At 59.1% G+C, this 24,312-nt stretch carries 23 protein-coding genes; 11 read left to right on the forward strand and 12 right to left on the reverse strand.

The genetic code is table 11. The annotated features are described in order from the left end of the window. Positions 1-66: 66 nt before the first annotated feature. A complete protein-coding gene (gene tolC / locus G9X48_RS14930; RefSeq protein WP_105629546.1) occupies positions 67-1,551 on the reverse strand; it encodes an outer membrane channel protein TolC in 1,485 nt (494 codons plus the stop codon). A 213-nt stretch (positions 1,552-1,764) separates the two neighbouring features. On the opposite strand from tolC, the gene nudF reads away from it, so the two are divergent. From nudF to katG, 6 genes are all read left to right on the forward strand, one after another. Further along, a complete protein-coding gene (gene nudF / locus G9X48_RS14935) occupies positions 1,765-2,397 on the forward strand; it encodes an ADP-ribose diphosphatase (RefSeq protein WP_004385611.1) in 633 nt (210 codons plus the stop codon). Between the two features lie 2 nt (positions 2,398-2,399). Then, entirely contained in the window at positions 2,400-2,822 is a 423-nt protein-coding gene (locus G9X48_RS14940) for a DUF1249 family protein (RefSeq protein WP_004385612.1), read from the forward strand. A 24-nt stretch (positions 2,823-2,846) separates the two neighbouring features. Beyond that, positions 2,847-3,674 (forward strand): 3',5'-cyclic-AMP phosphodiesterase, encoded by an 828-nt coding sequence (cpdA, locus tag G9X48_RS14945; RefSeq protein WP_004385613.1) that lies wholly within the window; start codon positions 2,847-2,849, stop codon positions 3,672-3,674. Then, positions 3,674-4,249: an esterase YqiA gene (gene yqiA / locus G9X48_RS14950; RefSeq protein WP_004385614.1), complete on the forward strand. Its 576-nt coding sequence runs from the start codon at positions 3,674-3,676 to the stop codon at positions 4,247-4,249. Before cpdA ends, yqiA begins: the two co-directional genes overlap by 1 nt. 42 nt (positions 4,250-4,291) lie before the next feature. Next, complete coding sequence (gene parE, locus G9X48_RS14955; RefSeq protein ID WP_105629545.1) at positions 4,292-6,184, forward strand: DNA topoisomerase IV subunit B; 1,893 nt, start codon at positions 4,292-4,294, stop codon at positions 6,182-6,184. A gap of 322 nt (positions 6,185-6,506) precedes the next feature. Then, on the forward strand, positions 6,507-8,687 hold the full coding sequence (gene katG, locus G9X48_RS14960; protein WP_097641825.1) for a catalase/peroxidase HPI: 2,181 nt from the start codon (positions 6,507-6,509) through the stop codon (positions 8,685-8,687). Between the two features lie 63 nt (positions 8,688-8,750). Here the strand turns inward: katG and G9X48_RS14965 are convergent, their stop codons facing one another. Together G9X48_RS14965 and G9X48_RS14970 are read right to left on the reverse strand one after the other, a co-directional pair. Further along, positions 8,751-9,065 carry a putative quinol monooxygenase gene (locus G9X48_RS14965; protein WP_004385617.1) on the reverse strand — a complete coding sequence of 105 codons (315 nt, stop codon included), beginning with the start codon at positions 9,063-9,065 and terminating at the stop codon, positions 8,751-8,753. A gap of 31 nt (positions 9,066-9,096) precedes the next feature. Next, positions 9,097-9,678: an NAD(P)H-dependent oxidoreductase gene (locus tag G9X48_RS14970; RefSeq protein ID WP_004385618.1), complete on the reverse strand. Its 582-nt coding sequence runs from the start codon at positions 9,676-9,678 to the stop codon at positions 9,097-9,099. Between the two features lie 199 nt (positions 9,679-9,877). On the opposite strand from G9X48_RS14970, the gene parC reads away from it, so the two are divergent. The 3 genes from parC (at position 9,878) to ftsP (ending at position 14,585) form a co-directional block, all read left to right on the forward strand. Further along, entirely contained in the window at positions 9,878-12,148 is a 2,271-nt protein-coding gene (gene parC, locus G9X48_RS14975; RefSeq protein ID WP_004385619.1) for a DNA topoisomerase IV subunit A, read from the forward strand. A 239-nt stretch (positions 12,149-12,387) separates the two neighbouring features. After that, a complete protein-coding gene (locus tag G9X48_RS14980; protein ID WP_004385620.1) occupies positions 12,388-13,125 on the forward strand; it encodes a 1-acylglycerol-3-phosphate O-acyltransferase in 738 nt (245 codons plus the stop codon). A 47-nt stretch (positions 13,126-13,172) separates the two neighbouring features. Then, a complete protein-coding gene (ftsP, locus tag G9X48_RS14985; RefSeq protein WP_097641824.1) occupies positions 13,173-14,585 on the forward strand; it encodes a cell division protein FtsP in 1,413 nt (470 codons plus the stop codon). A gap of 177 nt (positions 14,586-14,762) precedes the next feature. Here the strand turns inward: ftsP and hemW are convergent, their stop codons facing one another. The 5 genes from hemW to G9X48_RS15010 are packed head-to-tail and all read right to left on the reverse strand — an operon-like array spanning position 14,763 to position 18,070. Beyond that, positions 14,763-15,899 (reverse strand): radical SAM family heme chaperone HemW, encoded by a 1,137-nt coding sequence (gene hemW, locus G9X48_RS14990; RefSeq protein ID WP_032987911.1) that lies wholly within the window; start codon positions 15,897-15,899, stop codon positions 14,763-14,765. Then, positions 15,892-16,485 carry an XTP/dITP diphosphatase gene (locus tag G9X48_RS14995; protein ID WP_054624010.1) on the reverse strand — a complete coding sequence of 198 codons (594 nt, stop codon included), beginning with the start codon at positions 16,483-16,485 and terminating at the stop codon, positions 15,892-15,894. The genes hemW and G9X48_RS14995 overlap by 8 nt, the downstream gene beginning before the upstream one ends. 14 nt (positions 16,486-16,499) lie before the next feature. After that, positions 16,500-16,790, reverse strand: coding sequence for a DUF167 family protein YggU (yggU, locus tag G9X48_RS15000; protein ID WP_004385624.1), 291 nt, complete (start codon positions 16,788-16,790; stop codon positions 16,500-16,502). Next, positions 16,787-17,341, reverse strand: coding sequence for a YggT family protein (locus G9X48_RS15005; RefSeq protein ID WP_004385625.1), 555 nt, complete (start codon positions 17,339-17,341; stop codon positions 16,787-16,789). Before G9X48_RS15005 ends, yggU begins: the two co-directional genes overlap by 4 nt. Before the next feature lie 15 nt (positions 17,342-17,356). After that, positions 17,357-18,070, reverse strand: coding sequence for a YggS family pyridoxal phosphate-dependent enzyme (locus tag G9X48_RS15010; RefSeq protein ID WP_004385626.1), 714 nt, complete (start codon positions 18,068-18,070; stop codon positions 17,357-17,359). Positions 18,071-18,085: 15 nt separating this feature from the next. Between G9X48_RS15010 and G9X48_RS15015 the strand changes: the two genes are divergently transcribed. Continuing rightward, a complete protein-coding gene (locus G9X48_RS15015) occupies positions 18,086-19,102 on the forward strand; it encodes a type IV pilus twitching motility protein PilT (RefSeq protein ID WP_097641823.1) in 1,017 nt (338 codons plus the stop codon). Here G9X48_RS15015 and G9X48_RS15020 read toward each other — a convergent pair. Beyond that, positions 19,099-21,357, reverse strand: a complete 2,259-nt coding sequence (locus tag G9X48_RS15020; RefSeq protein WP_097641822.1) for an FAD-dependent oxidoreductase — start codon at positions 21,355-21,357, stop codon at positions 19,099-19,101. The genes G9X48_RS15015 and G9X48_RS15020 overlap by 4 nt on opposite strands. Positions 21,358-21,419: 62 nt before the next feature. Between G9X48_RS15020 and G9X48_RS15025 the strand changes: the two genes are divergently transcribed. Continuing rightward, positions 21,420-22,112, forward strand: a complete 693-nt coding sequence (locus tag G9X48_RS15025; protein ID WP_097641821.1) for an IclR family transcriptional regulator — start codon at positions 21,420-21,422, stop codon at positions 22,110-22,112. Positions 22,113-22,271: 159 nt separating this feature from the next. On the opposite strand, the gene ruvX is transcribed toward G9X48_RS15025, so the two are convergent. From ruvX to gshB, 3 genes are all read right to left on the reverse strand, one after another. Next, complete coding sequence (ruvX, locus tag G9X48_RS15030; RefSeq protein WP_007870755.1) at positions 22,272-22,688, reverse strand: Holliday junction resolvase RuvX; 417 nt, start codon at positions 22,686-22,688, stop codon at positions 22,272-22,274. Then, entirely contained in the window at positions 22,688-23,251 is a 564-nt protein-coding gene (locus G9X48_RS15035) for a YqgE/AlgH family protein (protein WP_004385631.1), read from the reverse strand. The genes ruvX and G9X48_RS15035 overlap by 1 nt, the downstream gene beginning before the upstream one ends. 113 nt (positions 23,252-23,364) lie before the next feature. Beyond that, complete coding sequence (gene gshB / locus G9X48_RS15040) at positions 23,365-24,312, reverse strand: glutathione synthase (RefSeq protein ID WP_004385632.1); 948 nt, start codon at positions 24,310-24,312, stop codon at positions 23,365-23,367.

The following is a 24,312-nucleotide window of genomic DNA, read 5'->3' on the forward strand; positions in this document are numbered from 1 at the left end:
GGGGGCGGGGATCTTTACGTTGACTTACGTTCAGGCGGGAGGCCGTTGCGCCTCCCGCCACAGACGTTACTGACGGAACGGGTTGCCGCTGTTGCTGCTCCTGCGGGTGGCCGCGGCAGGCTGCATGGCAGGCGCATTGCCGCCGCCGTTCGCCATGTTATTCACGGCGGCGTCCTGCTCCGGGTTTTCCGGGGCGACGCTTTCAGGCGCGGTAGAGACCGGTTTGCCCAGCGAGTTATTCAGCGCGACCAGATCCTGCTCGTTGAGCGTACCCAGCGCAGATTTAATATTGAGCTGGTTGATCAGGTAATTATAACGCGCGCTGGAGAGCTGCTGTTTGGCGTTGTACAGCGTGGTGGTGGCGTCGAGCACATCGACGATGGTACGCGTACCGACCGAGTAACCGGCTTCCATCGCATCCAGTGAGCTTTGCGCGGACACGACCGCCTGCTCATAGGCTTTGATGCTGCTGATGGAGGCGTTAACGTTGTTATAAGACGAACGCACGGTCTGCACGACGTTGCGGTGCGCGCTTTCCAGTTTTTCACTGGCACCCACGAAGCTGTACTGCGCCTGTTTAACTTGTGATGTCACCGAGCCGCCGCTGTAGAGCGGCAGGTTGAAGCTCAGGCCGATGGAGTTCTGGCCGATTTTGCTGTCAGCGTAACGGCTTGCCGCTGCGCCGCTGGTTTTGCTGCCGCTGTAGTCGGTGTCCGACACGCTGCTGGACGCCGTTAAGCCGAGCGTCGGCATATGGCCGGTTTCAGCGTAGCGGATCTGCTCACGCGCCAGATCCTGGCTCAGACGCGCCTGCAGCAGCGTCAGGTTACGCTGTTCTGCCTCTTTCAGCAGCGCGTTAACGGCGGCCGGTTTGGTGGTTTTGAAATTATCGACGTTCAGCGACGCGAGCTGCGGGTAGTAGTTGCCCGTCACCTGGCGCAGCTGTTCCAGCGCGTTGTCGAGGTTGTTACGCGCGGTCACTTCGTTCGCCAGCACGTTATCGTACTGCGCGCGGGCGTTCTGCACGTCGGTAATCGCCACCAGGCCCACGTTAAAACGCTGGGTGGTTTGATCGAGCTGGCGGTAGATCGCCTGTTTCTGCGCTTCGGTGTAGGAGAGCGCGTCAATCGCGCTCAGCACCTGGAAATAAGCTGTCGCGGTGTTCAGCATCAGCGTCTGCTGATCGGTCTGGTAGGTCACATCCTGAATGCCTGCGGTTTTTTCCTGCAGGGTCAGGGCGCGCCATTTGGACATATCGAAAATGGTCTGCGTTAATTGCAGCGACGCGCTCTTGGCAGTGCTGTCTACGCCGTCGTTATCGCGAAAACCGCTGTTGTAGGTGTAATCTGCACCCAGGCCGAGCTGCGGAAGTAAAGGACTGCGGGCTTCGTTAATTTTTTCGAATGCGGCGTCGCGGTCAGCAGCGGAGCTGCGCAGGTCCGGGTTACTTAAACGTGCCTGCTGGTAAACCTGCAACAGGTTTTCTGCCTGGCTCATGGCGCTGAAGCCCGTCAGGCTCAGGCCGATAAGGATGGGGAGCAGTTTCTTCATTTGCATTCCTTGTTGTGAAGCATAAAGAATTTATTAGCGCTGTCAGAAGCCGAAAAATTGATCGCCGATTCTACCAGAGTCAACCCGCCGTGAGGCTTGGCGTAACGTGCCTTCTGCCGCTAAATTTCCACAATCTATCACATGGGCAATGAAACGGCAGGTAAACTGGCTTGAAATGCCCAGATTCGGCACCATCTCGAACCGGAAACCATCATGAGCAAATCAACCCCACGCCCCGTTACTTTCACCAAAAACGATGTAGAAATTATTGCACGGGAAAAGCTATATCGCGGCTTTTTTTCGCTCGATCTTTACCGCTTTCGCCACCGCCTTTTCAATGGCGAAATGAGCGGGGAAGTGCGGCGCGAAATTTTTGAGCGCGGCCATGCCGCAGTCCTGCTACCCTTTGACCCTGTGCGTGATGAGGTGGTACTGATCGAGCAGATTCGTATCGCCGCTTTCGATACCAGCGACACCCCGTGGCTGCTGGAACTGGTCGCCGGTATGATTGAGCCTGGCGAAACGGTGGAAGAGGTCGCGCGCCGCGAGGCGATGGAAGAGGCAGGCCTTTCCGTCGGGCGAGTAAAAAAATTTATGAGCTATCTGGCAAGCCCTGGCGGCACCAGTGAGCGCCTGTCATTAATGGTTGGCGAAGTGGACGCCACGACCGCGCAAGGCATACACGGTCTGGCTGATGAAAACGAAGATATTCGGGTTCATGTGGTAAGCCGGGAACAGGCATACCAGTGGGTAGAAGAGGGGAGAATCGACAACGCAGCCTCCGTCATCGCATTGCAATGGCTGCAATTACATTATCAAGCATTGAGAAACGAGTGGAACACCTGAATATGAAGCGTTATACACCTGATTTTCCAGAAATGATGCGCCTGTGCGAGACCAATTTCGCGCAGCTGCGCCGCCTGTTGCCGCGTAATGACGCGCCGGGCGAAGCCGTAAGTTATCAGGTGGCGGGCGCGCAATACCGTTTAACTATCCTCGAATCAACCCGGTACACCACGCTTGTACAGATAGAGCAAACCGCGCCGAAAGTGAGCTACTGGAGTTTGCCGTCAATGAGCGTAAGGCTTTACCATGACGCCATGGTCGCGGAAGTGTGTTCAAGCCAGCAGATCTTTCGCTTCAAAGCGCGTTATGATTACCCAAATAAAAAGTTGCATCAGCGCGACGAAAAACATCAAATTAACCAGTTTCTTGCCGACTGGCTACGCTACTGTTTAGCGCATGGAGCAATGGCGGTTCCGGTTTGTTAGCGTCGTGAAACCTAAGGACACCATTTGGAAAGCCTGTTAAATCTTCCTGTTGCTGGTGGGGCCAGCGTCAGGATTCTACAAATTACCGATACTCACCTGTTTGCCGGAAAGAACGATACCCTGCTCGGCGTCAACACCTGGGAGAGCTACCAGGCGGTGCTGGCAGAGCTTCACGCCGAACAGCGCGAGTGCGATCTGATTGTCGCGACAGGCGACCTGGCGCAGGATCATACGCCTGAGGCTTATGAACACTTTGCAACAGGTATCGCCTCTTTGCCCGCACCCTGCGTCTGGCTGCCGGGCAATCATGATTTCCAGCCCGCGATGTACAGCACGCTGCAGGACGCCGGCATTTCGCCCGCCAAGCGCGTGTTCGCTGGAGATAACTGGCAGGTGCTGCTGCTCGACAGCCAGGTCTTCGGCGTGCCGCACGGCGAGCTGAGCGACTACCAGCTCGAGTGGCTTGAGCGCATGCTTCAGGCGGCGCCGGAGCGCCATACGCTGCTGCTTTTGCACCATCACCCGCTGCCGTCCGGCTGCGGCTGGCTCGATCAACACAGCCTGCGCAACGCGCAGGCGCTTGACGATGTGCTGAACCATTACCCGCAAGTGAAGCATCTGCTTTGCGGGCATATTCATCAGGAGCTGGATCTCGACTGGAACGGACGCCGCCTGATGGCGACGCCGTCTACCTGCGTTCAGTTCAAACCTCACTGCGCGGGCTTTACGCTTGATACGGTCGCACCCGGCTGGCGCTGGCTGAATCTGCACCCTGACGGCTCGCTCACTACGGAAGTGTGCCGCCTCGAAGGCGCGCAGTTCCGCCCTGATACCGCATCAGAAGGATACTGATGTCTACGCTCCTCTACCTCCACGGTTTTAACAGTTCTCCTCGCTCGGCGAAGGCCACCAGCCTGCAACGCTGGCTTGCGCAGCAGCATCCAGAAATTAATATGGTCGTTCCGCAACTGCCGCCGTATCCGTCTGATGCCGCGGAGCTGCTGGAATCGTTAGTGCTTGAGCACGGCGGCGAGCCGCTCGGCGTCGTGGGCTCCTCGCTTGGCGGTTATTACGCGACCTGGCTTTCGCAATGTTTTATGCTGCCCGCAGTGGTGGTGAACCCGGCGGTACGCCCCTTTGAGCTGCTGACCGATTTTCTCGGCGCGAACGAGAACCCCTACACCGGGCAGCAATATGTGCTAGAGTCTCGCCATATTTACGATCTGAAAGTGATGCAAATAGAGCCGCTCGAAGCCCCGGATCTTATCTGGCTGTTACAGCAGACAGGCGACGAGGTGCTGGATTACCGCCAGGCGGTGGCGTACTACGCGCCGTGCCGTCAGACGGTGGAAACCGGCGGCAACCACGCTTTTGCAGGCTTTGAAGATTATTTCACGCAGATTGTCGATTTCCTTAGCCTGCGTTAACGCTAAGGCAACGATCCCGTTTTGTGACCTGACGATAAAATCATGACCCAATCCTATAATGCCGATGCCATTGAGGTGCTCACCGGGCTTGAGCCGGTGCGCCGCCGTCCGGGGATGTATACCGACACCTCCCGTCCCAACCATCTGGGCCAGGAAGTTATTGATAACAGCGTCGATGAAGCGCTGGCGGGGCATGCCAGACGCGTCGACGTGATCCTTCACGCCGACCAGTCGCTGGAAGTTATCGACGACGGGCGCGGCATGCCGGTGGATATCCATCCGGAAGAGGGCGTTCCCGCCGTGGAGCTGATCCTCTGCCGCCTGCACGCGGGCGGTAAATTCTCGAACAAAAACTACCAGTTCTCCGGCGGCCTGCACGGTGTTGGGATCTCGGTCGTTAACGCCCTGTCAAAACGTGTCGAAGTGAACGTGAAACGCGACGGGCAGATCTACAACATCGCCTTTGAAAACGGTGAAAAGGTCAAAGAGCTGAGCGTGGTCGGCACCTGCCCGAAACGCCAGACGGGTACCAGCGTCCACTTCTGGCCGGATGAGAAATTCTTCGACAGCCCGCGTTTTTCCGTCTCCCGCCTGACGCACCTGCTGAAAGCAAAAGCGGTGCTGTGTCCGGGCGTTGAAATCAACTTTAAAGATCAGGTGAACAACACCGAGCAGCGCTGGTGCTATCAGGATGGTCTTAACGATTACCTCTCCGAGGCGGTAAACGGGCTGATTACGCTGCCGGAAAAACCGTTTATCGGTAACTTCTCCGGTGAGACGGAAGCGGTGGACTGGGCGCTGTTATGGCTGCCGGAAGGCGGTGAGCTGCTGACCGAAAGCTACGTCAACCTGATCCCGACTATGCAGGGCGGCACCCACGTCAACGGCCTGCGCCAGGGCCTGCTGGACGCGATGCGAGAGTTTTGCGAATACCGCAATATTCTGCCGCGCGGCGTGAAGATCTCGGCGGAAGATATCTGGGAGCGTTGCGCTTATGTTCTGTCGGTGAAAATGCAGGACCCGCAATTCGCCGGCCAGACCAAAGAGCGTCTCTCCTCGCGTCAGTGCGCGGCGTTTGTCTCGGGCGTGGTGAAAGACGCCTTCAGCCTGTGGCTGAACCAGAACGTCCAGGCGGCGGAACAGCTCGCCGAGCTCGCCATCGCCAGCGCCCAGCGCCGACTGCGCGCCGCCAAAAAAGTGGTGCGTAAAAAGCTCACCAGCGGCCCGGCGCTGCCCGGCAAGCTTGCCGACTGCACCGCGCAGGATCTCAACCGCACGGAGCTCTTCCTGGTGGAAGGGGATTCCGCAGGCGGCTCCGCCAAACAGGCGCGCGATCGCGAATATCAGGCGATCATGCCGCTTAAGGGTAAGATCCTGAACACCTGGGAAGTGTCGTCGGATGAAGTGCTGGCCTCGCAGGAGGTGCATGACATCTCGGTGGCGATCGGCATCGATCCGGATAGCGACGATCTCAGCCAGCTGCGTTACGGGAAGATCTGTATCCTCGCGGATGCGGACTCTGACGGTCTGCACATCGCCACGCTGCTGTGCGCGCTGTTTGTGAAACACTTCCGCGCGCTGGTGAAAGGCGGTCACGTCTACGTCGCCATGCCGCCGCTTTATCGTATCGATCTCGGTAAAGAGGTTTACTACGCGCTGGATGAAGAAGAAAAAGCGGGCGTGCTGGAACAGCTCAAGCGTAAAAAGGGCAAGCCGAACGTCCAGCGCTTCAAAGGTCTCGGCGAGATGAACCCGATGCAGCTGCGCGAAACGACGCTCGACCCGAATACCCGCCGCCTGGTGCAGCTCACCATCAGCGATGACGACGACGCGCGCACGCTGGCGGTGATGGATATGCTGCTCGCCAAAAAACGCTCTGAAGACAGACGTAACTGGCTTCAGGAGAAAGGCGATATGGCAGATATCGAAGTCTGATAACGCCCGTTTTGTAACAACACTCCTTTCAGCGGCGCCTTTGGCGCCGCTGCTGTTTCCCTGATGTAACTCCTTACTTTTATGGCGGATTGCGTTTTACCGCTTCGTTTGCGATCCCGATCAAACACGCCAGCTTCCATCCGTCGTACTCAACAGGACACGATTCGCCTGCATCTCTTGTTGACGCTTTTGGCTGAAAAATACTGCACCGATTATCCGTCGCATTAGCAAGGCACAGGCTATCGAATCCGTAGATTAATTCAGGTAGGACTTATCAAAAAGCGGGGCTATCGTAGCCTGAAAATGGAAAACGGAGCGAAACATGAGCACGCCATCTGATCAACACAATACGTTATCTGCCGGGAAATGCCCTTTCCATCAGGGCAACAGCAACCAGACCGCGGGCGGTGGCACGTCCAGCCGTGACTGGTGGCCGAATCAACTGCGCGTGGAGCTGCTGGCCCAGCACTCAAACCGCACCAACCCTTTGGGGGAAGATTTCAACTACCGTAAAGCGTTCAGCGAGCTGGATTACGCGGCGCTGAAAGCCGATCTGAAAGCCCTGTTAACCGATTCCCAACCGTGGTGGCCTGCCGACTGGGGCAGCTACACCGGGCTTTTCATCCGCATGGCGTGGCACAGCGCGGGCACTTACCGCTCCGCTGACGGGCGCGGCGGCGCGGGCCGCGGGCAGCAGCGTTTTGCGCCGCTCAACTCCTGGCCAGACAACGTGAGCCTTGATAAAGCGCGCCGTCTGCTGTGGCCAGTGAAACAGAAATATGGCCAGAAAATCTCCTGGGCCGACCTGTTTATCCTCGCCGGTAACGTGGCGCTGGAAAACTCCGGGTTCCGTACTTTTGGTTTCGGTGCCGGGCGTGAAGACGTCTGGGAGCCGGATATGGACGTGAACTGGGGCGATGAGAAAAACTGGCTTGAGCATCGTCACCCGGAATCGCTGGCGCAGGCACCCCTCGGCGCGACCGAAATGGGCCTTATCTATGTTAACCCGGAAGGGCCGAACCACAGCGGCGATCCGGCCTCCGCGGCCCCCGCCATCCGTGCGACCTTCGGCAACATGGGCATGAACGATGAAGAGACCGTGGCGCTGATCGCAGGCGGTCATACGCTCGGTAAAACTCACGGTGCGGCAGCAGCGAGCCACGTCGGCGTCGATCCGGAAGCCGCGCCTATTGAAGCGCAGGGGCTCGGCTGGCACAGCAGCTTTGGCAGCGGCGTGGGCGCAGATGCCATCACCTCCGGGCTGGAAGTGACCTGGACCCAGACCCCAACCCAGTGGAGCAACTATTTCTTCGAGAACCTGTTCAAATATGAATGGGTGCAGACTCGCAGCCCGGCAGGCGCCATCCAGTTTGAAGCGGTCGACGCGCCGGAGATCATTCCTGACCCGTTCGATCCGTCGAAAAAACGTAAGCCGACGATGCTGGTGACCGATCTGACGCTGCGTTTCGACCCGGAGTTCGAGAAGATCTCACGCCGTTTCCTTAACGATCCGCAGGCGTTCAACGAAGCGTTCGCCCGCGCCTGGTACAAACTGACGCACCGCGATATGGGGCCGAAAGCGCGCTATATCGGCCCGGAAGTGCCGAAAGAAGATCTGATCTGGCAGGACCCGTTACCGGCGGCGATTTATCAGCCGACGCAGGCAGATATCGACAGCCTGAAAGCGGAGATCGCCAGCGCCGGTTTAACGGTTAGCGAACTGGTCTCCGTTGCCTGGGCGTCGGCGTCCACTTTCCGCGGCGGTGATAAACGCGGCGGCGCTAACGGCGCGCGTCTGGCGCTTGCCCCGCAGCGCGACTGGGAAGTAAACGCCTCTGCCGCCCGTGCGCTGGCGACGCTTGAAGCTATCCAGCGTACCGCGAATAAAGCATCGCTCGCTGACATCATCGTGCTGGCAGGCGTGGTCGGCGTTGAGCAGGCCGCGAAAGCCGCAGGCGTTGAGATTACCGTGCCGTTCGCGCCGGGCCGCGTCGATGCACGCCAGGATCAGACCGATGTGGCACTGTTTGAATTCCTGAAACCGAAAGCTGACGGCTTCCGTAATTATCGCGGCGTGCGCAGCAGCACCCCGACCGAGTCGCTGCTTATCGATAAAGCGCAGCAGCTGACGCTGACCGCGCCGGAACTGACCGTACTGGTGGGCGGGATGCGTGCCCTTGGCGCAAACTACGACGCCAGCGCGCACGGCGTGTTCACAGACCGCGTGGGCGTGCTCAGCACCGATTTCTTCGTGAATCTGCTGGATATGCGTTACGAGTGGAAAGCGACTGACGCGACCGCTGAAGTGTTTGAAGGGCGCGACCGCGAGAGCGGCGAAGTGAAATACACGGCGACCCGCGCGGATCTGGTATTTGGCTCGAACGCGATTCTGCGTTCTTTCGCGGAGGTCTATGCGAGCCAGGACGCGCACGAGAAGTTCGTGAAGGATTTCGTCGCGGCCTGGACCAAAGTCATGAACCTGGACCGCTTCGATATTCAATAAGCGTGATGCGATAAACAAAAAAGGCGATGAATATTCATCGCCTTTTTTATTCGCATTTAAGCGTCAGACGCCGCTTTCCAGAATGCGAATGGTGGTGTCCAGCACATCGCCTTTCACCGCGTCACGAAAGCCCAGCATATGCGGCGTTTCCAGGTGCGCTTTTAAGTGTTCTGCGCTCGCCCACTGTTCCACCATCACGATGGAATCCGGCGCGCTGGTCTGAAAATCAAGGCCGGTGGCGCTGTCCACCATCGGCGCGTAGCCGTGGCAGCCTGCTTCCGCGAGCACAACGGGAATGATCTTCTTGAACTCTTCCAGCACCGCCTGACGGTGATGCGCGCCAGGACGGGTACGAATTTCTGCTATTACTGTCAGCATGGTTAACTCCTTTTGTAAAACCGTCAGACAGTTAAGCAAAAATTTTCGCCAGATGCTCGCGATATTCTGCAATGTAGCGCGGCACGTCCGGCATTTTAATCACGTCGTTGGCGATAAACGTCGGCAGCGCGGTCAGGCCAATAAACTCATTCGCCTTGTGGAACGGCAGGTACACGCCATCCACGCCCACGCCGTGGAAGAACTGATCTTTCTCGGTGAACGCTTCCAGCGGCGCGTTCCAGGTGAGCGACAGCATATATTTTTTGCCCTGCAGCAGGCCGCCGGAGCCATACTTTTTCGAGGCGTCAGAGCGGGTGCGGCCATCGCTGGCGTACAGTGAGCCGTGGCCTTCGGTAAAAACATCGTCGATATACTTTTTCACGGTCCAGGGTGCGCCCATCCACCAGCCCGGCATCTGGTAAATAATGACGTCAGCCCAGAGGTAATTCTGCACCTCTTCTTTGACGTCATACTCGCTGTCTGCGCGGGTGACCTTAACATCATGCCCAACGTCGCGCAGGTAGCTCTCCGCGACCTCAGTCAGGGTGTCGTTAAGCTGGCCACTGGAATGCGCGAACTGTTTCGCGCCGTTAATGATAAGTACGTTGCTCATTATTTGTCCTCTAATTATCGCGTTTGTCATTAATTTTACCCCATCGGGCGAGACGGTAATATTGGCAAAACGCGCAAAGACATTTGCGAAATGAGCAATAATGAACCCTGCTGTGACTCGGCGTCGCAGATAAGGTACTATCGCGGCAATATTGCCGTTTCCCCCGTGTACGGCTGGCTTGTCTGAGGAATAACGAGTAATGAGTGATTTGACTCATGATGGTGCAGAGCGCCTGGCGCTGCATGAATTCACTGAAAACGCCTATCTCAACTATTCCATGTACGTCATCATGGACCGCGCGCTGCCTTTTATCGGTGACGGGCTTAAGCCTGTTCAGCGCCGCATCGTCTATGCCATGTCGGAACTGGGGTTGAATGCCAGCGCCAAATTCAAAAAATCCGCCCGTACCGTGGGCGACGTGCTGGGTAAATATCACCCGCACGGCGACAGCGCCTGCTATGAAGCGATGGTGCTGATGGCGCAGCCGTTCTCGTACCGCTACCCGCTGGTGGACGGGCAGGGGAACTGGGGCGCGCCGGACGATCCGAAATCCTTCGCCGCGATGCGTTATACCGAATCGCGTCTGTCTAAATACGCCGAAGTGCTGCTGGGCGAGCTGGGCCAGGGCACCGTGGATTATGTGCCGAACTTCGACGGGACGCTGAACGAGCCGAAAATGCTGCCGGCGCGCCTGCCGAACATTCTGCTGAACGGCACCACGGGCATCGCGGTGGGCATGGCGACGGATATTCCGCCGCACAACCTGCGCGAAGTCGCCAAAGCGGCGGTGAGCCTTATCGACAGCCCGAAAACCACGCTTGATGAGCTGCTGGATATCGTGCAGGGGCCGGATTACCCGACCGAAGCGGAAATCATCACTTCCCGCGCTGAAATCCGCAAAATCTACCAGAGCGGCCGCGGCTCGGTGCGCATGCGCGCCGTGTGGAAGAAAGAAGACGGCGCGGTGGTGATTTCCGCGCTGCCGCATCAGGTCTCCGGTGCCCGCGTGCTGGAGCAGATCGCAAGCCAGATGCGCGCCAAAAAGCTGCCGATGGTCGACGATTTGCGTGATGAATCGGATCACGAAAACCCGACGCGTCTGGTTATTGTGCCGCGCTCCAACCGCGTGGATATGGATCAGGTTATGAATCACCTGTTCGCCACCACCGATCTGGAAAAAAGCTACCGCATTAACCTCAACATGATTGGCCTTGATGGCCGTCCGGCGGTGAAAAACCTGCTGGAGATCCTCACCGAATGGCTGGCGTTCCGCCGCGATACGGTGCGCCGTCGTCTGAACTATCGTCTGGAGAAAGTGCTCAAGCGCCTGCATATCCTTGAAGGTTTGCTGGTGGCGTTTCTCAATATCGATGAAGTGATTGAGATTATCCGCAGCGAAGATGAGCCGAAGCCGGTGCTGATGAGCCGTTTCGGCATCAGCGAGACGCAGGCGGAAGCGATTCTCGAACTGAAACTGCGCCATCTCGCCAAACTGGAAGAGATGAAGATCCGCGGTGAGCAGAGCGATCTGGAGAAAGAGCGCGATCAGATCCAGGGCATTCTCGCCTCCGAGCGCAAAATGAATACCCTGCTGAAAAAAGAGATCCAGGCGGATGCCGACGCGTACGGCGACGATCGCCGTTCGCCGCTGCATGAGCGCGAAGAAGCGAAAGCGATGAGCGAGCACGACATGCTGCCGTCCGAGCCGGTGACTATCGTGCTTTCTCAGATGGGCTGGGTGCGCAGCGCTAAAGGTCATGATATCGACGCCAAAGCCCTGAGCTACAAAGCGGGCGACGGCTGGCTCTCGTCAGTCAAAGGCAAGAGCAACCAGCCGGTGGTGTTTATCGACTCCACGGGTCGCAGTTACGCGCTGGATCCGGTATCGCTGCCGTCGGCGCGCGGCCAGGGCGAGCCGATTACCGGCAAACTGACGCTGCCGCCGGGCGCGGTGGTGGAACATATGCTGATGACGGGCGAGGAGCAAAAACTCCTGATGGCGTCCGACGCTGGTTACGGTTTTGTCTGCACCTTCAACGACCTGATTGCGCGCAACCGCGCCGGTAAGGCACTGATTACGCTGCCGGAAAACGCGCATGTGCTGAAGCCGCTGGAAATTGAGCATGACGACGACATGCTGCTCGCCATAACGGCGGCAGGACGTATGCTGATGTTCCCGGTGGCGGATCTGCCGCAGCTTTCCAAAGGGAAGGGCAACAAAATTATCTCCATTCCTTCCGCCGACGCGGCGAAGGGCGACGATAAGCTGGCGTATCTCACCATCCTGCCGCCGCAGAGCACCGTGACGCTGCATGTCGGCAAGCGCAAAATCAAGCTGCGCCCGGAAGAGCTGCAAAAAGTGCATGGCGAACGCGGTCGTCGCGGTACGCTGATGCGCGGCCTGCAACGCATCGACAGCGTCGAAGTGGATTCGCCGTCGCGCCCGAAAGCCGACGACAGCGAGGCGTAACCCCCCGAAATAGTGGCAAACGCATCGCCGCCACGCTTTCTGTGATTCTCTGCAGGAAGCGCGGCGGCCTCGCTTGCGTAATTTTCCCGCCCACGCCATTGTTTGTTAGCGCGTGACGCATAAAAATAAGTGTTTGAGTCTGCTCAACATCATGAGCCGCCAGGGATGCCTGACCGTGAGCGGTGTGTTTTCCGTTAAAGCCGTTATACTGGTCCGCGGCTGCGGCTTCAGAGGTAGTTATGTTATCGATCGTTCGAATAATTATTGTGGTTCTCTACAGCATTGTGGTCTGTATTCTGGGTAGCATCTGGTGTCTGTTCAGCCCGCGCAATCCGCGCCACGTGGCGACCTTCGGCCATATGTTCGGACGCCTTTCCAGGGTGTTCGGTCTGAAGGTGGAACTGCGCAAACCGCAGGGCGCTGAAAACTACGGCAACGCGATTTACATCGCCAACCACCAGAACAACTACGACATGGTGACGGCGTCGAATATCGTTCAGCCGCCGACCGTGACCGTCGGCAAAAAAAGTCTGGTCTGGATCCCTTTCTTCGGCCAGCTCTACTGGCTGACCGGCAACCTGTTAATCGACCGTAACAACCGCAGCAAGGCGCACGGCACTATCGCCGAAGTGGTGAACCAGTTCCGCAAGCGCGATATTTCCATCTGGATGTTCCCGGAAGGCACCCGCAGTCGCGGGCGCGGCCTGATGCCGTTTAAAACCGGCGCGTTTCATGCCGCCATTGCCGCAGGCGTGCCGATTATTCCGGTCTGCGTTTCCAATACCCATGGTAAAATCAAGCTCAACCGTTGGAACAACGGTCTGGTCATCGTCGAAATGTTACCGCCTGTCGACACCCAGGGTTGGGGAAAAGAACAGGTACGGGAACTTGCCGCCCACTGTCGCCAGCTGATGGAAGAGAAAATCGCCCAGCTTGATAACGAAGTGGCCGAGCGCGAAGCCGCTGGCAAGATCTGAAACTGACGGGCAGACCGTCATTCATTACCCGTTTTCATGGAGCACTTATGTCACTCAGTCGGCGTCAGTTTATTCAGGCATCGGGCGCGGCGCTTTGCGCGGGCGCGGTGCCGCTGAGGGCACATGCCGCAGGTCAGCAGCAGGCGCTGCCGGTGCCGCCGCTGCTGGAATCACGCCGCGGCCAGCCGCTGTTTCTGACGCTCTCCCGCGCGCACTGGTCTTTTGTGCCAGGCACCCGCGCGCAGGTCTGGGGCTTCAACGGCCGTTATATGGGGCCGACTATTCGCGTCTGGAGCGGTGACGACGTTAAGCTTATCTACAGCAACCGCCTGCAGGAAAATGTCGCCATGACGGTGAGCGGGCTACAGGTGCCAGGGCCGCTGATGGGCGGCGCGCCGCGCATGATGTCGCCCGGTGCCGACTGGGCACCCGTGCTGCCGGTACGCCAGGCGGCCGCAACGCTCTGGTACCACGCCAATACGCCCAACCGCACTGGTCAGCAGGTCTATAACGGCCTTGCGGGCATGTGGCTGGTGGAAGACGCCGTGAGCAAAGCGCTACCAGTGCCGAACCACTACGGCGTAGATGATTTCCCGGTCATTATTCTGGACAAACGCCTCGACAACTTCGGCACGCCGGAGTACAGCGAGCCGGGCAGCGGCGGTTTTGTCGGCGACACGCTGCTGGTGAACGGCGCGCAAAGCCCGTATGTGGAGGTGTCGCGCGGCTGGGTACGCCTGCGCTTGCTGAACGCTTCTAACGCGCGTCGCTATCAGTTACAGATGAGTGATGGCCGCCCGCTGCACGTGATCGCAGGCGATCAGGGGTTTCTGCCCGCGCCAGTGGCGGTGAAACAGCTGGCGCTGGCACCCGGCGAGCGCCGTGAAGTACTCATCGATATGACCAACGGCGACGAGGTTTCCATTACCTGCGGTGAAGCGGCGTCGATTATGGACCGCATTCGCGGCATTTTTGAGCCGTCCAGCATTCTTATCTCCACGCTGGTGCTGACGCTGCGGCCCACCGGCCTGCTGCCGCTGGTGACGGATACGCTGCCGATGCGCCTGCTGCCGGATGAAATTATCAACGGCGCGCCGGTGCGTAGCCGCGATATCACGCTGAGCGACGATCCGGGTATTAACGGCCAGCTGTGGGATATGAAGCGTACCGACGTGCAGACCCAGCAGGGGGCGTGGGAGCGCTGGACGGTACGTTCCGATATGCCGCAGGCGTTCCATATGGAAGGCGTGAGTTTTCTGATTCGCAGCGTAAATGGCGCGGCACCGTTCCCGGAAGATCGCGGCTGGAAGGATACGGTGTGGGTGGATGGCCAGGTGGAGCTGTTGGTGTATTTCAGCCAGCCGTCGTGGGAGCATTTCCCGTTCCTCTATTCGAGCCAGACGCTGGAGATGGCCGACCGCGGCTCGGTGGGGCAGATGGTCGTGAACCCGGCCCCGTAAGCCGTTTGATAAATATGGAAAAAGCCGCTGAGAAGCGGCTTTTTTTGTATCAGTTGCATGACGCCTGTGGAGGGTAAACGGTGGATGCGCTGCGCTTATCCACCCTACAACGCCCTCTTCCAGCTCGTAGGGCGGGTAAGCGCAGCGCACCCGCCATATGCCGCAGCGCCAGGCCTGTTACTCCGCCAGGAACAGCTCCAGCAGCGAGTTAAGAAACAGCTTACCGTGCTCGGTTATCTGCCAGCTCTCCGGCGTCTCCACCAGATAATTCAGCGCAATCGCCTCGTCAATCTGCGTGCGGATCGCGGCTTCGCTAAGCCCTGTATAACGGGCAAACTCGGCGCGCGGCGCGGGCTCCAGCAGGCGAAAGCGGTTCATGAAAAACTCGAACGGCTTATCCTGCGCCTCGACCTCATGCTGCTTATCGAGGTAATTACCGGTCATATAGCCGCGCGGATGGCGGGTTTTCGCGGTACGCAAAATACGCCCGTCGGCGAGCGTCACCTTACCGTGCGCGCCGCAACCGATACCCAGATAATCCCCGAAGCGCCAGTAATTCAGGTTGTGCTGGCACTGATAGCCTGGTTTCGCGTAGGCCGAGGTTTCGTACTGCGCATACCCGGCGGCGGTCAGCAACCGATGCCCCTGCTCGAAAATATCCCACAGTGCGTCGTCGTCAGGCAGCACCGGCGGGCGCGAGCCAAACAGCGTATTCGGCTCAATGGTCAACTGATACCACGACAGATGCGGCGGGTTCAGCGCAATCGCCTCTCGCAAATCATCGAGCGCCTCTTCCAGCGACTGATCCGGCAGGCCATGCATCAAATCGAGGTTAAAGCTGCGAAGCCCAAGGCCGCTCGCAAGACGCGCGGCGCGCTTCGCCTCTTCCGGCCCGTGAATACGGCCAAGACGCGCGAGTTTCGGCTCGCTGAAGCTTTGCACGCCGATGGAAATGCGGTTCACGCCCGCGCGCTGATACTCCACAAAGCGGTCAGCTTCCACGGTGCCAGGGTTGGCTTCCATCGTGATCTCGGCATCCGGCGCGAGCGTAAGCCGCGCCCGCACGCCGTCCAGCAGCGTCTGCATCGCAGGTCCTGAGAGCAGGCTCGGCGTGCCGCCGCCGATGAAAATCGTCTTCACCTCGCGGCCCTGCGCCCACGGCGCGTCGTTATCCAGATCGCGTAACAGATGCTGGACATAATCGTCATGCGGCACTTCGCCCTTCAGCGCGTGGGAGTTGAAGTCACAGTAAGGGCACTTCTGCACGCACCAGGGGATATGGATATACAGACTTAAGGGTGGCAAATCAGCCATTACGCATTGCTTCCAGTAATAATTTCAGCGCCTGCCCGCGGTGGGAAACCGCGCTTTTCTCTTCACGCGTCAGTTCGGCGGCGGTTTTGCCAAGAGAAGGGACAAAGAAAATAGGGTCATAGCCAAAGCCGCCCTGGCCTGCAGGCGCGCGGGTAATCACGCCAGGCCAGGCACCGTGAAAGACCAGCGGTGTCGGATCGTCGGCATGACGCATATAGACCAGCACGCAGTGGAACTGCGCCTGACGCTGCTCGTCCGGTACGTCTTTTAACGCCTCAAGCAGCTTTTCCAGGTTTTCCTGATCGGTGGCGTCGTTGCCTGCGTAGCGCGCGGAGTAAATCCCCGGCGCGCCGCCCAGCGCATCAACCGCGAGACCTGAATCGTCAGCGATAGCCGCAAAGCCGGTCACCTGAGCCGCGTGACGCGCCTTCAAAATGGCGTTTTCGATAAATGTCAGGCCGGTTTCTTCGGCGGAGTCGACGCCAAGCTCGGTCTGCGCCACGATATCCAGCCCAAACTCCTGCAGCAATGAGGCGAGTTCGCGCACTTTACCGGCGTTGCCGGTCGCGAGGACAACTTTCTGCATAGCGTAATCCTGTATTAATCGGTGACAGCCGCAACTTCCGTTGGGATCTGTTGGGGTTCGATAATTTTGACTTGTTTATGACGGCCCAGTTCGCCTTTTTCGATCACCACCTGGCTTTTAGCCACGCGGAACTGTTTCGCGAGATATTTGACCAGATGGGCGTTGGCCTGGCCGTCAACCGGCGGGGCGGTAATGGCGACTTTCAGCTCGTCGCCATGTAAACCGATAATGCTGTCGCGGCTGGCTTTCGGCTGGATATAGAGCCGTAACACCAGTCCGTCGACGGTTTTACTGACGGCACTCACAGCAAATACCACAGCCCCGGGAAGAGATCCATGGCGAGGTAATTCAGCAGATAGAGCACGATAATGACGCCCATGGCGGAAAAATCGATGCCGCCCATGGCTGGCAGAATACGGCGGATCGGGGCCATCAGCGGTTCAGTCAGCTGAATCAGCACAAACTCAATCGGGCTGCGGCCCTGACTTACCCAGCTCATCAGCGAGCGGATAATAATCACCCAGAAGACTAACTGGCCTGCGGATTTCAGCAGCGACAGCAGGCCCACCACCAGGTTAAACGGATCGAGCGACAGCGCGCCTGACTGAATCAATAACAGCAGCGGGAATTTCAGCGTTGAGAGAATAAACGCCACCAGCAGCGATGAGGTGTCGATAGGCCCTATCGACGGAATAATGCGGCGCAGCGGGCCTATCACCGGCTGGGTAAATTTCACCACCGTCTGGGCGAGCGGGTTGTAAAAATCGCAGCGCGACCACTGCATCCAGATGCGCAGCAGCAGCACCATCACATACAGGTCGATCAGCGTTTTGACCAGGAAAGTCAACGTCAGCATGGCGTTCCTCAGAAGTTATTGTTGGGTGGCGCGGGCGTAATCGCGCGCGCCGAAAATCGCGGTACCAATGCGCACCATCGTGCTGCCAGCGGCGATGGCGGCTTCCATATCATCGCTCATGCCGAGCGAAAGCGTGTCTACCGTCGGGTAGCGCGCTTTAAGAGCCGTGAAGGCCGCCGCCATTTCACAGGCGACGGCAAACTGGCGCGCATACTCTTTTTCCGGCGCCGGAATGGCCATCAGCCCGCGCAGCCGCAGACGCGGCAGCGCCGCAATCTGCTCTGCCAGCGCGTCCAGCTCGCTTAAGGCGATGCCGGATTTGCTCTGTTCGTCGCTGATATTAACCTGAATCAGCACGTTAAGCGGCGTCATTTCATCCGGGCGCTGTTCATTCAGGCGAGTGGCGATGCGCAGTCGGTCGACCGTATGGCACCAGTCGAAATGCTCCGCCACCAGACGGCTTTTGTTGGACTGCAACGGACCGATAAAGTGCCAGGTCAGCCCGTCAACGCCCGCGTCGCGGAAGTGAAGGATCTTTTCCACGCCCTCCTGCACATAATTTTCACCAAATTCACGCTGCCCGGCGGCAATCGCTTCTGCTATCGCGCTCGCAGGTTTTGTTTTACTCACTGCAAGCAGCGTAACTTCTTCTGGAGCCCGGCCGCAGCGTTGTGCAGCCGCTGAGATCTTTTGCCGGACCTGCGTTAAGTTGCGTTCTGTCTCACTCATGATCAGGGAAGCTGTATGGAAATGGATGAATTAGTGGCGCTTAGTGTAAAGCATAACGTTTCGGATCTACACCTGTGTAGCGAGCTGTCGGCGCGCTGGCGCAGACAGGGGCGGCTGGAGACGCTGCAGGAGCCTGTCCCGAAGCCGGAAAACCTGCTGGCGCGCTGGCTTGACGACGCCCATCAGCGCGAGCTTGCCGAGCGCGGGCAGACCGATTTCGCAGTCAGTCTGGCGGGCGGCGTGCGGCTGCGCGGCAACGCGTTTCGCCAGATGCAGGGCATTTCGCTGGTATTGCGCCTGCTGCCGCGCGGCTGCCCAAAGCTTGAGGCGCTCGGCGTGCCCGCCGCCGTGCCGGGGTTATTGACGATGCCGGATGGCCTGCTGCTGGTCACGGGCGCTACCGGGAGCGGTAAATCGACCACGCTTGCGGCGATGGTCGGCCACCTGAACGAAACGCTCGACGGCCATATTCTGACGCTTGAAGATCCGGTCGAATTTTGTCATCAGCCGGTGCGCTGTCTCATCCAGCAGCGTGAAATCGGCACGCACTGCCAGAGCTTCAGCGACGGCCTGCGCGGCGCGCTGCGTGAGGATCCCGATGTCATCCTGCTGGGGGAGCTCCGCGACAGCGAAACGATCCGGCTCGCGCTCACGGCGGCGGAAACCGGCCATCTGGTACTGGCGACGCTGCACACTCGCGGCGCGGCGCAGGCCGTCGAGCGGCTGGTGGATGTCTTTCCCGCCTATGAGCAGAACAAAGTGCGCAGCCAACTGGCGGGCAGCCTGAAGGCAGTGTTGGCACAAAAGCTGGTGGCGGATGCGCAGGGCGGCAGAACGGCGCTGCATGAGCTGCTTATCAATACGCCCGCCGTGGCGAATCTCATCCGTGAAGGGAAAACGCACCAGTTGCCGGGCCTGATGGAAACCGGTCAGCAGCAGGGGATGCAAACCTTCGCGCAAAGCGTGGCGATGCGCCTGAACGAAGGCAGGCTGGCGCTGCAAAAAGACGCCAGCGCCGGGCACTGGGGCTAACGCACGTGGAGCGCGTAAAGGGCGGGCAGCGCGCCTGCGGTGCTGAGGATTTCAAGACGTATGACGCTCGCGGTGCGTGGCGCATCGACGCGGTATTCGCAGACGGCGTGATGGTTATCCGTCACGTCCGCCAGCAGCGTCTCATCGGCCCACAGGCGGTAATGCGTGACGCAGTGGGGCGTCACGGCGCAGTCATGGCCCATCTGGACGGTTTCCATCGCATTATCGAAATCGTTATCGAAAATCAGCGTCAGGGTGTCGAACGTTTGCGGCTGCGCCCAGCGCCATTCGACGGTGGGTTGCGGATCGTCCGCGGCGGGTGCCCAGGCGTTGGTTTGCTGTTCGGGCCGCAGGCGGCCGTTAAGCAGGTTTTCGGGCGGATAACAGCGCAGCGGCGCGTCGAGGCGCAGCGCGGGCATAATCTGGTGCGGGCGGCGGCGCGGCAGCCAGAAGTCAAACTCATCCACGCCGTAATCGCCATCGGCCACCTGGCGCGAGCGTTTGGCGACGCGCGCGTTAAGACTGTTAAATACCATCATGATGCCAGGCAAGTGCTGCGCGCTGAGCGCCATTTCAATGGCATCGCATCGCTCGAAAACAATAAACACGTAACAGTCCTGCTCGGCGGTATGGCGCAGCGCCACCCGGTAGGGTGCGGCATCGTGAACCTCCAGCTCGCACTCGTCCAGCCAGCGCTCCGGCGTATAGTTGCCCGGTTTATGGCTGGTGAGCAACTGAACGCGCAGGCGCTGTGGTGCCTCTGCCCGCAACGTGAAGTGCAGGGTCGGCAGCGACTGTCCGGCACGCAGGGGCAGCAGCAGCGCCGTGCGCGCCGAAAGCGTTGCCCATTCGCCGTTCGGCGTGAGTTCAGTGAGCTGATATTCACTGCTGACGCGAAGCCGCGCGCCGCGCGCCGGGTTGTCCAGCCGCTGGCGGGGAATATAACAGCCGGTCGCCTGCAGGTGCTGTTGCAACGCAGTGATGCGCTCGCGCGCCGCCAGCTGGCGCGGCGTGATGCCCTGCTGATGGCAGAGCGCGGCCGCCCGGCCAACCACTTCGCCCAGCAGCCCACAGGTACACATTACGCGGGCACTGCCGAAAGCTACATGCGAGGCGGAGATAAGCCGCCCGGTCAGAAACAGATTATCCAGCGAGCGGCTGTAGAGGCTGCGCCAGGGAATGGTGTATGTGCCTTTGCTGTGAAACTGGCGGCAGCCGTCATGCGTGCTGTAGACGCCGTCCGCCGGGTGCAAATCGATAGACCAGCCGCCGTAGGCGACAGCGTCGTAATGGTCGCGCTGCTCGATAATATCCTGCTGGCAGAGCAGGTGATCGCCCATAAACCGGCGGCTTTCGCGCTTGCCGGGAATGGTGCCGACCCATTCGATCGTGAGATTTTCCGCATCCGGGAACTGGCCGGAGTTTTTAATGTGATCCCACACACCCCAGACTATTTTCCACAGCTCCCATTTGATCTCTTCGCTCTGATGAACGGTATCAAGACGGCCGCCCCATTCGAGCCACCAGAGATCGCAGCCGTTGAGCGTGGAAGTAAGCCGCTGATAGCGCGGAATATCGGTTATCTCTTTCAGCGCAAACGACGGCGGAACAAAGCGCACCGGGCCGCTGGTCTGTTTGGTGTAGAAGTAAATCGAATGCCCGAGCTTGTGACCGAAGCTGTCGCCCGGTGCCATTTTTTCGCCAAGCTCGTCCGCCTCTTCCGCGCCGACGCGAAACTCGGCGCCCGCAAGATAGCCCAGCACGCCATCGCCTGTGGCGTCGCAAAACTGGGCAGCGGTAATGCTATAAAAAGTTTCGTTAATGGCGTTAAAGCCATGGACACGTGTAATCCGCTGGCCATTATTGACGACGTCAAAAAGCGCGGTGTTCAGCAACAGCGTCAGTCCCGGCTGCGAACGGGCGAGATCCAGCAGCACCAGATCGAACATCACCGGATTACCCTCTTTGTTGCGCCAGAGGTTTTCTTCGAGGATTTCGCCCATAATGCCGCCCTCGCGCGCCCAGCGATTGTTGTTGCCCATGTGCGAGGTTGCGCCGTTGGCCCACAGCCGTACTTCACTGGAGGCGTTGCCGCCCAGTACCGGCCTGTCCTGGACCAGAATTACCTGCAATCCGTCGCGGGCGGCCGCCAGCGCGGCGCACAAACCGGCAAGGCCGCCGCCTGCCACCAGCAGATCGGCATGGAGTTGTTCTTCAGGAAAGGTCCGGTCGGCGCTGCGGGGAAAGACGTTCATAAACTTGTATCCTTCTTAACTGGCATTACACTCATGACATTGTCATGCAACGGGACTTCGCTATGTCTTCACAACCCAACCAGAGCCTGATCGATGGGATCCGCTGCCTGCAATACCTGGTCTCCAGCGATCGGGCCATCGGGTGTCGGGAGCTTGCCCGGCTGATGGGCATCAACACCACACGCGTCAACCGCCTGCTGATGACAATGGCCTCTATCGGCCTCACCATGCAGGATGAGCAGCGCCGTTATCTGCCCGGCCCTGGCATTCACGCCCTGGCGGCACAGTCGATTCGTGGTTCTGCGCTTTTCTCCCATGCCCTGCCGCTACTTGAGCGTTACGCCCCTAAAGATGTGGTGGTGGCGCTGGGCGTGCTCTGGGAAGATCAAATCATCTACATCTATCACTCCACGCCCGGCACTCAGATGAGCCAGGCGCTGGCCGGTTTTCGCATGCTGCCTGCTTGGCAGTCGGTCATCGGCATGTCGCTGCTGGCGGCGGAGAGCGACGAGGCGCTGGAAGCGCGCTTCACGCCTGAGCAGTGGGAACAACTCGCGCCACACGTGGCGCAGCAGCGTGAACAGGGCCGGGTGGTCTGGCGCCACGACGACGGTGAAGTCTCGATGGCGAAACCGCTTGGCATTCATAACGCCGCGGTAGCGCTGGCTGGCATGTGGAACATCAGCAATCCTGAAATCCACACGCGTCTTGAGCAGCTTGATGCGCTTGCCGCGCGGCTGATGAAACCGGTCTGACGTAAACTGGCTATGTTTCTTTTATAGAAACGATCGGCGAGCCGGGCAAAGGCCACACCAGAGAAGTGTGATCCGGGGCGGATTCATGAGTGGAAATAAAGAATTCGGGCGGATAAGAGAAGGGCGAACGCAGCGCCTGGCAGCGCTGCGTAAATTGCGTTAGCCGTGTTGCTCGAAGTAGCTTTCCAGGATGACGACCGCCGAGGCGGAATCCACGCTGCCTTTGTTCAGCGCGCGGAAACCGCCGCGCTCGAAGAGCCCGGCGCGGGCTTCCACGGTGCTTAAGCGTTCATCGTGCAGCGTCACTTTAATGCCGAAGCGGCCATGCAGCCGGTTGGCGAACGTGCGTGCGCGCGCCGTCAGCGGCTGTTCGGTGCCGTCCATATTCAGCGGAAGGCCAACAATCACGTCGTCCGGCTGCCACTCTTTCAGGAGCTTTTCGATGAGCGTCCAGTCCGGGTTGCCGTTTTGCGCTTTGATTGCGGTAAGCGGGCGGGCTGTGGCCGTCACGCGCTGCCCAATCGCCACGCCGATACTTTTCGTGCCAAAATCGAAGGCCAGCAGGGTGCCGCTCATTACGCGTGCCCCGCTTCGCCAGGCATGGTATGGATGTCGATACCGATAAGCTTCGCGGCCTCGCGCCAGCGGTCGGCGATAGGCGTGCGAAAGAGAATGTTCAGATCCGCCGGTGCCGTAAGCCAGGCGTTCTCCAGGATCTCTTCTTCAAGCTGGCCTTTCTCCCAGGAGGAGTAGCCGAGCGCCACCAGTACGTCATCGGGCTGTTCGGCCGTGCCGAGCGTTTCCAGCACGTCGCGCGATGTCGTGATCACGGTGTTATCGGAAATACGGATGCTGGAGGAGAACGCATCCGGCGGCGTGTGCAGAATAAAACCGCGATCTTCGGCCAGCGGGCCGCCGAGAAACACGGGCTTATCGAGGCGAATTGCCGGGTCGCGCGGCTCCGGCGTGATTTTCAGTTTCTGAAGAACACCTTCAACCTGCAGATTTTCCAGAGGTTTGTTAATGATAAGGCCCATCGCGCCTTCATTATTGTATTCGCAGATATACACCACGGAACGGCGGAACAGCGGGTCCTGAAGGGCCGGCATGGCAATGAGGAAATGATGCTGTAAATTCATCGTCAAAAGTTCTGTAGTCCTGGTTGGAAAATCGGCAGATTCAGTATGCGGGGAAAGTCGCGAGCTGTCACCCCCGGTGGGGTAACGGGCGGGAGAGTTCCCGCCCGAAAGGCTTACTTAGCGAGGCGTTTTTCGATAGCGTCCATCAGCATGCCGGTAATGGAAACCGGGTACTGCGCTTCGATTTCACGCACGCAGGTAGGGCTGGTGACGTTAATTTCCGTCAGCTTGTCGCCGATGATATCGAGGCCGACAAAAATCAGACCTTTCGCTTTCAGCGTCGGCCCGACGCGACGGGCGATTTCCCAGTCGCTGTCCGTCAGCGGACGCGGTTCGCCACGGCCGCCTGCCGCCAGGTTGCCGCGGGTTTCGCCGCCCTGCGGAATGCGTGCGAGGCAGTACGGCACCGGCTCGCCGTCGACAACCAGCACGCGCTTGTCGCCGTCTTTGATAGCTGGCAGGTAGTTCTGTGCCATGCAGTAGCGGCTGCCGAGCACCGTCAGGGTTTCCGCAATGACGGAAAGGTTCGGATCGCCTTCTTTAACGCGGAAAATCGACGCGCCGCCCATGCCGTCCAGCGGTTTTAAAATGATATCGCCATGCTTTTCCCAGAAGGCTTTCAGCTGCGCTTTGTTGCGCGTCACCAGCGTATGCGGAGTGAGGTCGGCAAACCACGCGGTGAAGAGTTTCTCGTTGCAGTCGCGCAGGCTCTGGGGCTTGTTGACGATAAGCGTGCCTTTCTCTTCGGCGCGCTCAAGGATGTAAGTGGCGTAGATGAATTCGGTGTCGAACGGCGGATCTTTTCGCATCAGCACCACGTCGAGATCGGCCAGCGCAATATCCTGCTCGGTGCCGAACTCGTACCATTTGTCATAGTTCTGCTCGACGCTCACCAGACGCGTGCGGGCGCGGCCTTCGCCGTTATCAAGGTACAGATCCGCCATCTCCATATAGTGGAGTTCGTAGCCGCGGCGCTGGGCTTCCAGCAGCATAGCGAAGCTGGAATCTTTCTTGATGTTGATGTTTGCGATGGGGTCCATCACGATGCCGAGCTTGATCAT

The sequence above is a fragment of the Cronobacter sp. HA18006 genome, from assembly GCF_011605445.1.
In the GTDB taxonomy this organism is placed as follows: domain Bacteria; phylum Pseudomonadota; class Gammaproteobacteria; order Enterobacterales; family Enterobacteriaceae; genus Cronobacter; species Cronobacter sakazakii.